Source organism: Candidatus Amoebophilus asiaticus 5a2, assembly GCF_000020565.1.
GTDB classification, from domain to species: Bacteria; Bacteroidota; Bacteroidia; order Cytophagales; family Amoebophilaceae; genus Amoebophilus; species Amoebophilus asiaticus.
The window spans coordinates 386,473-401,320 of sequence record NC_010830.1 but is presented as its reverse complement, the minus strand read 5'-3'; the positions used below and the strand labels follow the sequence as shown (position 1 = coordinate 401,320).

The following is a 14,848-nucleotide window of genomic DNA, read 5'->3' as shown; positions in this document are numbered from 1 at the left end:
GTCTATATATACCTTGATATTTTAAGAAAATAACTTGTATATATCCAATTTATCAACTAACATAAGTACAACTTTAAAATTTATTTATATAATTTATGCGCCGCAGCCACAAATTAAGCAATCAGCTGATAGCTTGTGTTTTATTGTTAAGCTTATTCTTACAAAGTTGCAATAATTTTTCTACACCTATTCTTTCTCAAACAAAAGATAAAAAGGATGAGATAAGAAGAGACAATGATAAGTTAGAAGCGGCCGTGGAGGGTTTATTTGAGGATGCTGAAAATACAGCTGTTGAAGGCAAATCGCAAGTAAAAATAAAGCATGTACAACAAGCAGTATATTCAAATACAAAATATTGGATAGGTCACTTAGAATCACAAAAGTATACATTGAGTATGCCTTTACTATATTGTGGGTTTGCTTGCAGTAAAGCTCTTAAAAGAGGATCACTAGCTTCATTGTATTCTTCGCCCTACGTAAGACCTAATATGGTGCTGGGAACTGCTAGAGCCAATAAACAAGCTCATCTCTTTAAATACAACAGCAGTGCTTCCCTGATATCTAAAACTTATATAAGCAAACATCCTTTAACTTCAATAAGTTTATTGGGCCAAGGAAGACTAAAGAGAAAAGAAACTATTGGTCAGCTAAGGAAATATAAAACTTTAACTGACTCCGATAGAATAAAAAACCTTAAATTTCCATCTTATTTACGAGAAAATGCATATTTAAGCTTATTAACAGGTGCTAGTTTAATAGGTGTTGGTGCTATGCTACTCCAGGTGAAAAAGGAAGTCAGTAATCCAACTGAAGATAAAAAAACGAAAACACTCACAACCAATCAAGCTATACCTCACACATACGAGCAAGCATTACAGGCTTTACAACTTAATGATCCGCATGCGAAAGTTATCGATTTAAGTCAAGAAAATTTAACTAAGGAGCATCTTGAAGAGCTAAAAAAAGCGATTGACAAAAATTTTGTTGTGGGGTATATATATTGGGGGACAATTCCAGCAGACTGTCAGAAACTGAAACACCAGATTGAAGATAAATTAGTGGAAAATATATGTAACTATGCTTATTATCCAAATGATTATGTACATGGCTTATTGGCTATGCATGTATATGATAACCCTTACCAAGGAGAAATAGTAGATTTAAATGACTTGGCTAAACAGTTAGGCCGCCAGCTACCAACAAGTATAAACACGGCTTGGAAAGTAATCCAAGTGTATAAGAATAGCAATAATCCAAAGTATTATAGTGCTTTATATGTAAATGAGGCTACCCATCAAGCTGTACTAGCTTTTCAGGGAACCAATTACTTAGTCAAAGACCTTATTGCCGAAGATATGCAAGACGTATTAGGCAATGCTGTTACCAAGCAGCAAGAATTAGCGTATCAAGCAACAAAAGAAGCTGTTGAATATACTAGGCAGCGAGGCTTTAATTTATCTATAACAGGCCATTCATTAGGAGGTTATTTGGCAGAGCTAGGCGTATTTTTTAGTTATTATGAGTTTAATTGTCGACAGGTAAAAGGCATTGTATTTGATAGCCCTGGCACAGGTAATAGATCCAAAATAAAGTATCGAGCTACTGAGTTTGATATAAAGAATTTGCCAATTCTTGCTTACCTTTCTGCACCTAATCTAATAAATACCTTTAATCAACATGTGGGAGAAACATATAGAGTGTACCCTAGTTTAGATTGGCAACTTAGTGAGATAAAGGAGTTTGAAACAATAGAGAAACAATCAGCAACAAGAAAGAATATAAAGGCTCTTAATAAAGCGTTCTTGTCTGATACAGGTCATAGCTTGCGTAATATGTTGAGTTTATTTGACCCTGCTACAGGAAAGCCAAAAGAATATGTCCGCGTTCAAGATTGGCCTACACTTAATACAAACTTTGTCTCTTATCTAAATGAACAAGTTGAATTAGGACGTATGATAGGAGGTTTAGTAGGTGGCATGTTAGGTATTAGAATAGTCAATAGATATAAGGATAACCCTAAACTACGTGCGGCTATAGGAAATCTATATGGATATAGGAATAGTATATATCCTACTATGGGAGCTATATTAGGTAGTGGAATAGGGGCTGTAATAGGTTCGCGTATATGGTTTAGTCATGCAAGTATAACTGGTAGTAATTTAGGCCAAGGACAATATTGGGATACATTAGAGAATTTACCAGGTAAAGGCCATAAAAAAGGCATGCTAACACCAGAAAATAAATTTAAATTCATATATACAGGACATTATCAAGAAAGCGCTACAAGTCCTTTATACCACATTTTAAATAATAAAGAGTACAAAAGTAATGATTGGTATCTTTACAAAATATTTAAGCATAAAGATAGGCTAGCTCAACTATCAACTGACAATATAACATTAGAAATTTTAAAGAGGCTTATAAGAGAATATCAGATAGTAAATATAAATGGGCAGTTCTATCTCAAATTAACAACAAGCCAAGCATGTGTAGAAAGCGTACGGGATAAAATAGAAAGGGCAGTAGCTGTATTACCACCCAATAGCATAGAAAACTTATTTAGTGTAAGTAACCTTCATGAATTAATTAAAAATATAGAAATGGCTACTTCTATATCTATACCTTCCCACGATGCTTCTATTTGCAAGATATACAGTTATATAAATCCAGCCAAAGCAAATAGTTACATACCTAGATTAAGCAAGCAAGAAGAGTTACGTAAAAAATTAGAACAAGGAGGCGTATGTGTATTGTATGGACGTAGTGGAATAGGAAAAAGTACGCTAGCAGCTGAGTATGCATATGCTCAAAGGTACCATCCTAACCAAATTGTGGAATGGATGCAAGCAGATAATTTAGAGAAGTTATTAACTAACTTTCAACACTTAGCTCAAGAATTAGGTATCATCTATGCGCGCCCCACTGCTTTAGAATTAGAGAAAAACATAAATACATATCTTGCGAAATTATCTAGTGAGGTTTACAATACTTTAGCAGAACGCAAACAGACTGTTTTACTAATTTTAGATGATGCAACAGATTCAGCATTAATAGATGCATGTTTATTGCATAAGCCTGATGCTATACAAGTTATTATTACTACCCGGAATAAAAGTGGGTTTAGTGAATATAACAAGCTTAAACTAGATGCTTTTACTTTTGATGAAGGCAAATCATATATCCAACAAAGATTGCAGAGGTACAAGCCTAGTGAACGAGATATAGAAGCGCTGATAAAGGAAGTTGGACTTATCCCCCAGGAGCTAACTTTAGCTATAGGATATATTAATGCAATAAGTTCTATGAGTATAGAAAAATATATTGGCAAATTACGAGAAATTGGACAACAAAATAAAAAAGAAGAAGGTAGTTCAATATTATCTGAGATAGGCTTAGGATTGGAAAAGTTAGATGCAAGTTCACAGTTAATACTGCAATATAGTGCCCATCTAGATTCAGATTTTATTCCTTTATCCTTAATAAGTACCTTAATAAAAGTAACTAATAAAGAAGATTTGTCTAAAATATTAGACAAATTAGAAAAATTATCTTTAATAACGATCATAAATACCCCCAACAAACAAGGTATTCATATATATCCTGAAGTACAGAAGGCTTGTAAAGAGTACCAAGGGTGGCTAGATGAAGCTAAGTTATCAGAACAAGATTTATTAAGTGTAATAAACGAAACCTTATATAAAGGCAATTATACTGAGGTTGCTAATAGATTAAGTAACTTGGGATCCGTTTACTATAACTCTAGGAAATTTAAAGAAGCGTTACAGTATTATCAGCAAAGCCTTTTGACACTACGAAGTATCTATACAAGTAATCATCCTGATATAGCTAAATCATTAGATAATTTAGGGACTGTTTATAAAGCTTTGGACAGATATGGAGAAGCACTAGAATATTATCGGCAAGCTCTCACAATGAAACAGGATATTTATGCAGCCAAGCATCTGGAGATAGCTACTTCACTAAATAATATGGGTAGCCTCTATAAAAATTTAGAACAATATCAAGAAGCCTTACAATATTATCAAAAGGCCCTTGAAATATTTGAGACTTTATATCCTGGCAATCATCCGCAGGTAGCTATTTTATTAAATAACATAGGCAAACTTTATGATAGTTTAGGGGAGTATACAAAAGCCTTGGCCTACTATGAGCAAGCAAATGTCCTTTCAACCAATATCCATTCTTTATTTGGTCAAGTATTGACAGCAGAAGAAGGACATTCCGTTACTTTTCGAAAAGAAGGAGTCCAGTTAGTAGCAGATGTAGAAATGAATGCTCCACTAAGGTTTGGTAAAGACTATGAAGGATTAGATGTATATGTTGAACAAGGGACAAACTTATCGGGGCTACTGGAATTGAATGAAAGAGTGCAAAAGCGTCGTATCCATCTTCAATTAGCTCAAAAAGAGCACCCAGCAAAAGTAATTATTTATAAGGGAGCAGGATTGATGGGAGGGATGGAAGGAGATGGTGAAGAAGAACCTCGCTTTGAAGAATGGATAAACGATCAACACAACGAGATTGTGGGAGAAACAGATAAAAATAGAGCCTTGCTTGAGGCTACTAAAAACGGATATACAAATAAAATTTGTGAATTACTAAATGCAGGAGCAGATATATCTTTTAGAGATCAATGGGGTTGGTCTCCTTTACATTATTCTGTTTTCAAAGGCTATCTAGAGGTAACTAAGCTGTTGTTAGAACAAGGAGCTGATATAAATGCTAGAGATCAGCGAGGCGTAACTCCTTTCTACCTAGCTACTAGTAATTGCTCTATAGAAATGATTAATTTATTATGTGAATTAAGAGGAGAAGAACCGAAGCTTAATGAAAAAGATATTAATGGAAAAACTGCTTTGCATTATGCTGCTATTGAAGGATATACAAACATAGTTCAATTATTAATAAAACACGGGTATAATATAAATTCAAAGGATGAAAATGGGAAAACACCTTTATACTGGTCTATTAAATATAACCATAATGATATTGCTTGCTTATTGATAAATAATTTAAAAGAACTAGAGTTGAAATCTGAGCTTGAGATTGAAGATGAAGATGGATGTACGCTCTTATATAGAGCTATTAAGTTAATTAATAAGGACGTATTTGAACTATTAAGAGATAAAGGAGCCAATATAAATACAAGAGATAAAGAGGGTTTAACACCCTTGCATTGGATTGCTGGGAGAGGAAATTTAGAAATGCTAACGTTGTTACTAAATGCAAGTGGGATAGATATAAATGCTAAAGATAAATATGGTTATACTCCCTTACATAGAGCTCTATCAAGAAATCTTATAGATGTAGTTATACTCTTAATAAAGTCAGGAGCCAATATAAATACAAGAGATAAAGAGGGTTTAACGCCCTTGCATTGTGCTGTTCATAAAGGATATATAGAAATAGTAAAACTATTGCTAAAACATGGAGCAGCAGTATATGATAGCTTTAGAGATGGTTATACACCTCTTCACCTAGCATCTCAAGGAGGTCATACAGATATAGTTGGCTTATTACTAAATAAAATAGGAATTGACGTAGACCCTAAAGACCAATATGGCCAAACGCCCTTGCATATGGCAGCTGAGCAGAGGCATGCGGATATAGTTAAGTTGTTACTGAGTTTAGGAGCCTATATAGATATTCAGGATAATGATGGTTACACTCCATTACATTTGGCATGCGAAAATGGCTATCTAGAAGTAGTTAGGTATTTAGTAGAAGAAGGAGCTTATATAGATATTCAGGATAATGATGGTTACACTCCATTACATTGGGCATGCAAAAATGGTTATCTAGAAGTAGTTAAGTATTTACTAGAGAAAGGAGCAGGCATACATGCTAAAAATAAAAATGAGGAGACTCCATTTCATTGGGCATGCAACAAGGGCCATCTAGAAGTAGTTGAGTATTTACTAGAGAAAGGAGCAGACATACATGCTAAAAATAAAAATGAGGAGACTCCATTTCATTGGGCATTCGAAAATGACTATGTAGAAGTAGTTAAGTATTTACTAGAGAAAGGAGCAGATATACATGCTAAAAATAAAAATGAGGAGACTTCATTACATTGGGCATGCAAAAATGGTCATCTAGAAGTAGTTAAGTATTTAATAAAAAAAGGAGCAGACATACATGCTAAAAATAAAAATGAGGAGACTTCATTACATTGGGCATGCAAAAATGGTCATCTAGAAGTAGTTAAGTATTTAATAAAAAAAGGAGCAGACATACATGCTAAAAATAAAAATGAGGAGACTTCATTACATTGGGCATGCAAAAATGGTCATCTAGAAGTAGTTAAGTATTTAATAAAAAAAGGAGCAGACATACATGCTAAAAATAAAAATGAGGAGACTTCATTACATTGGGCATGCAAAAATGGTCATCTAGAAGTAGTTAAGTATTTAATAAAAAAAGGAGCAGACATACATGCTAAAAATAAAAATGAGGAGACTTCATTACATTGGGCATGCAAAAATGGTCATCTAGAAGTAGTTAAGTATTTAATAAAAAAAGGAACTGATAAGGAAGCTGAAGATAATAATGATCATACCCCACTTTATATAGCTGTTTATAATGGACATATAGAATTAGTGCAGTACTTACTAGATCAAGGAGCTAATACAGAGGCTAAGATTATTGATAGGCATGCAGATGCACAATTTAAGCTAGGTGTGATGTATCATAATGGAGAAGGAGTAGCAAAAGATGATAATCAAGCAATAAAATGGTTTCAAAAAGCTGCTGAGCAAGGAAATGCAGATGCACAATTTAATTTAGGTGTGATGTATGAAAAGGTAGAAGGAAATTATAAAAAAGCAATAAAATGGTTTCAAAAAGCTGCTGAGCAAGGACATGCAGATGCACAATTTAAGCTAGGTGTGATGTATCATAATGGAGAAGGAGTAGCAAAAGATGATAATCAAGCAGTATTCTGGTATCGCAAAGCAGCTGGGCAAAGAAATGTAAAGGCACAATTTAAGCTAGGTGTGATGTATTATCATGGACAAGGAGTAGGCCAAGATTATAAAAAAGCAATAAAATGGTATCAAATAGCTGCTGAGCAAGGAAATGCAGATGCACAATTTAATTTAGGTGTGATGTATGAAAAGGTAGAAGGAAATTATAAAAAAGCAATAGAATGGTATCGAATAGCTGCTGAGCAAGGAAATGCAGATGCACAATTTAATTTAGGCGTGATATATGAAAAGGTAGAAGGAAATTATAAAAAAGCAATAGAATGGTTTCAAAAAGCTGCTGAGCAAGGAAATTTAAAGGCACAGGATAATTTAAACAGGTTAATAAAATAAATTTCTACATTCCTTTATTGATGAAAATCTCTATTATCTTATATAAAAGTAAAATGCTGGCTGACGGCTCGCATCCTCTGATGGTGTGCATCAGGCCAGTTGAAAGCTAAAAAGTACTTCTCCACTGGACTTTCTTGTCCCTCAGAGTTATGGGATTTTAATAAGCATACCCCTAAAAGGAACCATCCAGACAGGAAATTGCTCGAAGCCATTCTTGCGCAGAAAAAAGCTACTTATCATACAAAACTCCTAGAACTTGAAAGCGAACAAAAATCTCTTTCCCTCCAACAGCTGGTGCAAGCCATTGAGGAACCTAAGCAAGTTTCGCAAGAGCTGTTTCCATTCCTATCGGAAGTTTGCCAGAACTTAATCCAAAGTGGTAAAATAGGAAGAGCTCGGCTGTACAAGCGACTTTAAACTTCTTTAAAAGAGTTTACAGGGAGCAAACAGCTCTCGTTTAGTGATATCGATGTGCCTTTTTTAAATCGTTACGAAGCTTTTCTCTACAAACAGGGCCTCGTTGAAAATTCCATTGGCACTTATTTCCAAGTCTTAAGAGCGCTACTCAATAAAGCTATTCAAGCAAAGCGCATGAAAAAGGAGCATTATCCCTTTGATAATTTCTCCTTGGGAAAGTTTAGTACGCTCACCCAGAAGCGTGCCATGAGCCGGGAAGATCTGCAGCAGATTATAGCCTTGCCTTTATCGGCTGATAGTAAGCTACAAGTGGCCAGGGATTATTTTTTGTTTAGCTATTATGGTCAAGGCATGAATTTTAGGGATATGGCAACCCTTAAATGGAAGCAAATCATTAAAGATCGAGTGGTATACACGCGTCTAAAGACGGGCAAGATGATGCAGTCCAAACTGATGTCGCCTGCATTAGAGATTCTAGGCAGATATAAGCAGCATGCAAGTGGTCATGCAGATGATTTTGTTTTTCCAATCTTGAGTAAGAATGAGCATGTCACGCCTCAGCAAATTTCTAATCGTATCAACCGAGTACTCAGACAAGTGAACGCTTCACTCAAAGAATTAGCCCAGGCAGCTAAAGTACCTGTTCACTTGACAACCTATGTAGCGCGCCATACGTATGCGACCGTCTTAGAGGCTGTCTAAAAAGGGTAATTTAGATAGGAAAAGCAGACAAAACTTTATAAAATTAGTTAGTGAACTTTAAACTAACAGCTATGCCATACACTAGCGATTTAACAGATAAGGAATGGGAAGTGTTAGAACCATTAGTTACTTACATAGGTCCTTGCCGACCCCGTAAATACACTATAAGAGAAGTATTAGATGCTATTTTCTATTTAGAAAAAACAGGCTGTCAATGGCGCATGCTACCTGCCCATTTTCCACCCTGAAAAAGTGTTTATGACTTGTATTATCGCTGGCGAAGAAATGGTAAATGGGACTTAGTCCATGATACACTTCGAGATCAAGTACGAGAAAAGTTGGGCAAACAAGCCATACCTAGCGCTGCCATTATGGATAGCCGCTCGGTTAAAACAGCACAAAAAGGGGGTCGAGAGGCTATGATGCAGCAAAAAAAGTAAAAGGCCGTAAGCAGCATATTATTGTTGATACGCTGGGGCTTATACTTTGTGTGGTAGTACATTCAGCTCACTTATCAGACTCAAGAGGATGTCATCTTTTGCTTATTCGCCTTTTTAATACATTCCCTTCTATTAAACACATATGGGTAGATGGAGGATACCAGAAAGGATGTATAATGTGGGCTTATGGGGTGCTAGGTTATACTTTAGAAGTTGTACAACGGCTCTCAAATGGGTTTCATATTCTAAAAAAGCGATGGATAGTCGAGCGTACATTTGCTTGGCTGAGTTTTTCTAGGAGGCTCTCTAAAGATTACGAGCATAATCCCAAGTCTTCTGAAACACATATTAAAATTGTTATGATTAGAATCATGCTTAAGCGGCTTTTATGACTCCATTTTGGCTTTTTAGACAGCCTCTTAAAGCAAAGCGGCATCTCAACCGGAGTGATTAGTGAAGCGCTCGGACATAAGGGTGAGAAAATTACACAGACGTATTTAAAGAGTTTTAGTAACGAAATGATTGATGAGGCGAACAGCTTCTTATTATAAATGGGGCAAAGTAGCGATTAGAGTAAACCTGGTATTTTATCTCTTAAGCATAATAGCTTAAAAATCCTTGATTTAAACATCTAATTAGTTGTTTTACAACTTTATTAGATTGTTAGGGGCTGTTTCCTACTACGAAATAGCCCCCTGACTTTTGTAATTCTCTCTCCTATTGAGAATAACAGGCGGATATTTAATTTTTTCAAGGATGCTCACCATTCTATCTACATATTAAACTTATTTATATTTTGGTTGAAAGAGAAGACCTCAACCGCGCCCAATAGTCCAAACGCTTCTTAATTTCACGTTCAAATCCCCTCTGAGGAGGTGAATAGAATTCTTGTCGCTTCATTTCATCAGGGAAATAGTTTTGGCCTGAAAAAGATTCTTTCGTATCATGGTCATAAATATACCCTTCACCATATCCTTCCCCTCGCATCAGTTTGGTAGGGGCATTTAAGATAATCTTAGGTGGCATGAAGGACCCCGTTTCTTTTGCAGATTTTCTTGCACGATTATAAGCTTTGTAGACAGCATTTGACTTTGGAGCCGTTGCCAAATATAAAACTGCTTGTGCAATGGACAATTCACCTTCAGGGCTTCCCAGCCGCTCATACGCTTCCGTTGCAGCAATAGTTTGTATCAAGGCCTGTGGGTCTGACAGCCCCACATCCTCAGAAGCAAAACGAATAAGTCTCCGCGCAATGTAAAGAGGATCTTCGCCTCCTTCAAGCATGCGGGCAAACCAATACAGTGCTGCATCTGGATCTGACCCACGCAAAGACTTATGGAGCGCACTAATCAGATTATAATGACCTTCTTTATTCTTGTCATAAAGAGGTGCTCTACGGGAAAGGACTTGTGTAAGATCTTCTACGGACAAAATGGGCCTGGACGGCAACTGAGAGAGAACCTCGATCATATTATAAAGCGCTCGCCCATCTCCATCAGCCATGGCATAAAGAAGCGCACGACCTGCCACATCTAACGGCAATTCTTTCTCCAAGTATGATTGGGCTCGCTGATATAAAATCTCAAGGTGGGAGCTTTCAAGTCGCCTTAAGACTAAAACTTGCGTGCGGGACAAAAGCGCACTATTCAACTCAAAAGATGGGTTTTCGGTTGTCGCCCCAATGAGAATCACAGTTCCGTTTTCAACATGAGGCAAAAAGCTATCCTGTTGAGTTCGATTAAATCTGTGAATTTCATCCACAAAAAGAAGCGTCCCCCTTCCCATTTTTTTTCGCTCTTGTGCACGTTCAAAAACTTTCTTGAGATCCGCAACACCCGATTCAATTGCAGAAATTGGCTCAAACTCAAGGTCTGAGGTCTTGGCTAAAAGTCGTGCTAAAGTTGTCTTTCCACATCCAGGAGGTCCCCATAGAATCAATGAAGAAAGCTGTCCACTTTTGCGCATTACACCTAAAGGGCCTTTACCTTCAGTGAGATGCTCTTGCCCGACAATCTCATTCAAAGATTGGGGCCTCAAACGGGAAGCTAAAGGTTCATAGCTATTTTGTGAAAAAAGAGTTGTCATACACTATATTTACTTTTTACTTATATTCAAAGTTAACTTTTGACGGGCCCTCAATTGCTCAGCGTACATTTTCGTTCTGTTGGACTTCAAACCCCGTCCCCAAGGCAATTGGTCAACAGCCTGTTGAATAAATTTATTCGGTAATGGCTTCAGTTTCCTTTTCCTTAAAATTTCCTAACTCCTTGTTTAACTCCTCTAGTAGCTGTTGTTCGGTTGGTAAATAAAGTTCATATTGACTGGCAAATATCTGTTTTTGACCTTCCAGTAATGTAAACCTTACGGCAGCATCATTTTTACTAGCGCAAAGCAATATACCAATAGTAGCGTTTTCGTGTGGCAATTTCCCTATCCTATCATAATAATTTACATACATTTGCAACTGCCCAATATTCTGATGTGTAAGCTTAGTTGTCTTAATTTCTATAATAATAAAACACTGTAATAAGCGATTATAAAACACTAAATCCACAAAAAATTATCGCCCTCTATGTGTATCCGTTTTTGCCTTGCCGCAAAGGAGAATCCATTGACTAATTCCAGCAAAAATTCCTACAAGTGCGTAATGATAGCATTTCCCAAATCCTTTTCATAGCATGAAGCTTTTCTTTTCAACCCTAAAAACTCCAGAAACATCGTGTCTTTGATAATTTCTTTGGTGTCAGAGGGCAACTTTTCATTTCTGGCGACTGCAAGTACGCTTTCTTTGTCATTGCTCATTAAAAGGCGTTCATACAAATTACTATAAACTTGTCGTTCTAGTTGGCGTACCGTCCAATTATTCTTGATCGTTTCTGTGATATAGAACTCTATTTTGTCCTGATTGTCAAATCTTAATAATAGACTGTATTGACTTCAACTCAATTGTGCGCACAATTGGAAATGTAAAGTAAAATTGCCTGTATAGATATAATTGCCGGGAAGAAAAGCCACTTCCAAATTCAGGTTGTAGCTGCTTGGAAAGATATTTGATGAGATAAGTTCCATAATCTGCCCGACCTTTTCCTTCTTGTTCTTCTTCAAAAAATATGCTTGCCAATATGCCAATACATCAAAGTACGCTGATGGCCAACGGCACGAATAGCATTATCTTTTGATTTGGTAATGATGGATTTAATATCAACTATAATGGACTCACTTATAAGCATTATTTAAATAAATATATTAAAATATAAAATAATCAATTTAAATATATTGCCATTCTTGGCTTTTAAGAATAAGAACTAAAAATTATAACCAATAATATATTGTAATATATTATTAAGCTTTCTTTTTGGCCCAGGCTTGCAATTCTCCTTTAAGGCTTGTAGACGTGGTTCCACCGCATTTTTATCAAGATATTCTTCTAAAATTTTTAATAGCATTTCCTTTTTATCCTCATAAAATATTATAATATATCATCGGGATTTCATACGTATACCTTTAGGCCTGTTTTGTTCTATGGCTGGCTGTTGTTCTAAGGTATGCTCGAGATTTTGTTTAGAAAGAGATCTATTTAGCCATCGTTTTACGATTAACCCCATATTGTCTAGCAAGAGAAGCTATACTCTGTTTTAATAACTATATTTCTCTGTGGGTTTTCTGTGTTGTCTGGCGCATTGGTGTAGTAGTTGTCCCATAATTTTTTTACTTGGTTTTTATCGCTAATAACATCTTTACTAATATAACCATAATTGTTAGGGATGAAACACCTATTAGACAAAGGGGCGAATGTAAATGTTAAAAGCATTGGGGGCTTGGCACCTGCGCAGATAGCTATTCGGCAGCAACATATAAGCTTAGCGAAACTCCTTGCTAAATAGCAGGAACATTGTAAAACTTTATATCGAAATAATTTTTAGATGACTAGAATAAAAGTTTATTTAATAACATAGATCAAAATATCCTAATCCACCACCTCTAACTGAAGTTGCTCTTTTAATGTCTGAAGATGTGGATTCTTGTTAGCTAAATAACGGAATCTTTCTTGTGCCGTATACGGTCTTTGTGGACCTGATTGGGTTGGCGTAAATACCGCCTTAACATCAATAGCCGGGTGCTTTAGATTATTACGTAAATAATTGACCAACTCTTCTTTGATATCAGCTAGAATACGTTCTTCTACAGTATTTGTAAACTTAATTGTAATAGTATTATTTTCTAGCTCGATAGGTTGGTTAAGCAAATTATAAGCAGGCATCCTCTCGGCTAACTTTAATTGTTGCGTATAAGCTTGCCAATGTACTAATACTATTTCTTTTGTAAACTCAACACTTGCCTCCATTACTGTAGTAGTATTTACGGTTTCTACTACTTTAGGCTGATCAATATTGGCCTTAATATGAGATAACTGAGGAATTTTAATGGTACTTTGTAATACTCCCTTTTTTACAATATTTGGAGCTAAACCAGCAGCAGGGTTAGGCCGTTCCTCTTTAATTTGTTGCGTTATTTCTTCCTCTTTCCTATCATACTTTGAAGCTACACTAACAGCAGTCTTAGGTAATTCTTCCTGAACTTGTTCTATTACTTTGTCTGCTTCCTTATTATCTTTTACTACCGTAGCCTCAGTTTTATTAACTGCAGCTGATGGGCGGTCGCTAGCGTTGGTAGGCTTGCTGGCTGACACTATAGGTATGGTTGGGTTATTTGAAACTGTAGTAACTCCTGGATTAGGCAAAACAGAATCTTTAGGATGCCCTGTAGACATTTTGCTAGCCAATTCTATTAAAGCAAGTTCTACATGAAACCGTTTGTTTAAACTCTCTTTATATTGTAATGCACATTGATTAGCCAGCTGGAGCGCGTCCAACAAAAAACCTGGAGAAGCCTGTTGTGCTTGCATGCCATATCTTTCCTGTATGCTTGGAGCTACTTCTAACAAAGGTAGGGTTTGCGGGTCTTGTGCAACAAGTAAACTGCGAAAATGAGCTACGAGGCCTTCTAAGAAGTATAATCCATCAAATCCTGATTGAATAATTTCATCGTATATGAGTAAACATGCTTTGATATCATTTTGTAAAATCGCTTCAGTAAGCTTAAAATAGCAACTGTAATCAAGGATATGTAGGTTCTCAAGTGTAGCCTCATAGGTTAGCTTACCTGCTCCAAAACTTACAATAACATCAAACATAGACAGTGCATCCCTCAAGGCTCCATCTGCCTTTAAACTAATCAGGTGTAAAGCCTCTTCATCATAAGGGATATGCTCTTGCTCGGATACATTTTTTAGCTGCTGTACAATATCTTCTGGCTTAATTCTCTGAAAGTCAAAGATTTGACATCTAGAAAGGATCGTTGGAAGTACTTTATGCTTTTCTGTAGTCGCTAAAATAAAAATAGCATAGCTAGGGGGCTCTTCTAATGTCTTTAAAAAAGCATTGAAAGCTGCCTGCGATAACATATGTACCTCATCAATAATATAAATCTTGTATGCACCATTTTGTGGTGGGTAGCGTACTTGGTCTACCAAGCTTCTTACATCTTCTACAGAATTATTAGAAGCTGCATCTAACTCATAAATATTAAATGAAGTACGCTGATTAAAGCTTTTGCAAGAATCACAAGCATTACAAGGCTCTATATCTGCTGTAAGCTGTTGACAGTTGATGGCTTTCGCAAGAATCCTAGCACAAGTCGTTTTTCCAACTCCTCTAGGGCCACAAAATAAAAATGCATGTGCTAAATGATTAGTACGTATAGCATTTTTAAGAGTTGTAGTAATATGCGCTTGGCCTAATACATGGCTAAAAACACTAGGTCTATATTTTCTAGCTGAAACAACAAATTTTTCCATACTTCAAAACTAATAATACTTTTGATGGGTTCAGATACCTAACTCATAAAAAACATGTATACATTACCTTAACAGGCTAATAACTCTTTTAAAGA

Annotated in this window: 10 protein-coding genes and 3 pseudogenes; 5 read left to right on the top strand and 8 right to left on the bottom strand. The window is 36.0% G+C overall.

The window, feature by feature from the left end; genetic code table 11:
- Positions 1 to 95: 95 nt before the first annotated feature.
- The 5 genes and pseudogenes from AASI_RS01715 (at position 96) to AASI_RS07900 (ending at position 9,288) form a co-directional block, all read left to right on the top strand.
- On the top strand, positions 96 to 7,337 hold the full coding sequence (locus AASI_RS01715; protein WP_012472530.1) for an ankyrin repeat domain-containing protein: 7,242 nt from the start codon (positions 96 to 98) through the stop codon (positions 7,335 to 7,337).
- A 99-nt stretch (positions 7,338 to 7,436) separates the two neighbouring features.
- A complete protein-coding gene (locus AASI_RS01710; RefSeq protein WP_044282734.1) occupies positions 7,437 to 7,754 on the top strand; it encodes an Arm DNA-binding domain-containing protein in 318 nt (105 codons plus the stop codon).
- 15 nt (positions 7,755 to 7,769) lie between these two features.
- Positions 7,770 to 7,946: pseudogene (locus tag AASI_RS09275) on the top strand (phage integrase SAM-like domain-containing protein); the annotation flags it as partial.
- 54 nt (positions 7,947 to 8,000) lie between these two features.
- A complete protein-coding gene (locus AASI_RS01705) occupies positions 8,001 to 8,456 on the top strand; it encodes a tyrosine-type recombinase/integrase (RefSeq protein ID WP_187146281.1) in 456 nt (151 codons plus the stop codon).
- Positions 8,457 to 8,527: 71 nt separating this feature from the next.
- Positions 8,528 to 9,288 (top strand): annotated as a pseudogene (locus AASI_RS07900) (IS5-like element ISCaa9 family transposase).
- A 397-nt stretch (positions 9,289 to 9,685) separates the two neighbouring features.
- Here the strand turns inward: AASI_RS07900 and AASI_RS01690 are convergent.
- From AASI_RS01690 to AASI_RS01675, 8 genes and pseudogenes are all read right to left on the bottom strand, one after another.
- Positions 9,686 to 10,981: a replication-associated recombination protein A gene (locus AASI_RS01690; protein WP_012472529.1), complete on the bottom strand. Its 1,296-nt coding sequence runs from the start codon at positions 10,979 to 10,981 to the stop codon at positions 9,686 to 9,688.
- A gap of 133 nt (positions 10,982 to 11,114) precedes the next feature.
- Positions 11,115 to 11,441, bottom strand: coding sequence for a PDDEXK nuclease domain-containing protein (locus tag AASI_RS09035; protein WP_238541598.1), 327 nt, complete (start codon positions 11,439 to 11,441; stop codon positions 11,115 to 11,117).
- An 89-nt stretch (positions 11,442 to 11,530) separates the two neighbouring features.
- Positions 11,531 to 11,779 carry a hypothetical protein gene (locus AASI_RS09270; RefSeq protein ID WP_262481539.1) on the bottom strand — a complete coding sequence of 83 codons (249 nt, stop codon included), beginning with the start codon at positions 11,777 to 11,779 and terminating at the stop codon, positions 11,531 to 11,533.
- Positions 11,780 to 11,804: 25 nt separating this feature from the next.
- The gene (locus tag AASI_RS09265; protein ID WP_083758798.1) at positions 11,805 to 12,017 is read right to left on the bottom strand and encodes a DUF1016 N-terminal domain-containing protein; all 213 of its coding nucleotides are present in this window, start codon (positions 12,015 to 12,017) and stop codon (positions 11,805 to 11,807) included.
- Positions 11,998 to 12,126: a DUF1016 N-terminal domain-containing protein gene (locus AASI_RS09165; protein WP_262481531.1), complete on the bottom strand. Its 129-nt coding sequence runs from the start codon at positions 12,124 to 12,126 to the stop codon at positions 11,998 to 12,000. Before AASI_RS09165 ends, AASI_RS09265 begins: the two co-directional genes overlap by 20 nt.
- A gap of 249 nt (positions 12,127 to 12,375) precedes the next feature.
- Entirely contained in the window at positions 12,376 to 12,501 is a 126-nt protein-coding gene (locus AASI_RS09160; RefSeq protein WP_262481551.1) for a hypothetical protein, read from the bottom strand.
- A pseudogene (locus tag AASI_RS08540) lies at positions 12,473 to 12,597 on the bottom strand (IS481 family transposase); the annotation flags it as partial. The pseudogene AASI_RS08540 and the gene AASI_RS09160, both read right to left, overlap by 29 nt.
- A gap of 266 nt (positions 12,598 to 12,863) precedes the next feature.
- Positions 12,864 to 14,753, bottom strand: a complete 1,890-nt coding sequence (locus AASI_RS01675; RefSeq protein WP_012472527.1) for a DNA polymerase III subunit gamma/tau — start codon at positions 14,751 to 14,753, stop codon at positions 12,864 to 12,866.
- Positions 14,754 to 14,848 lie beyond the last annotated feature (95 nt).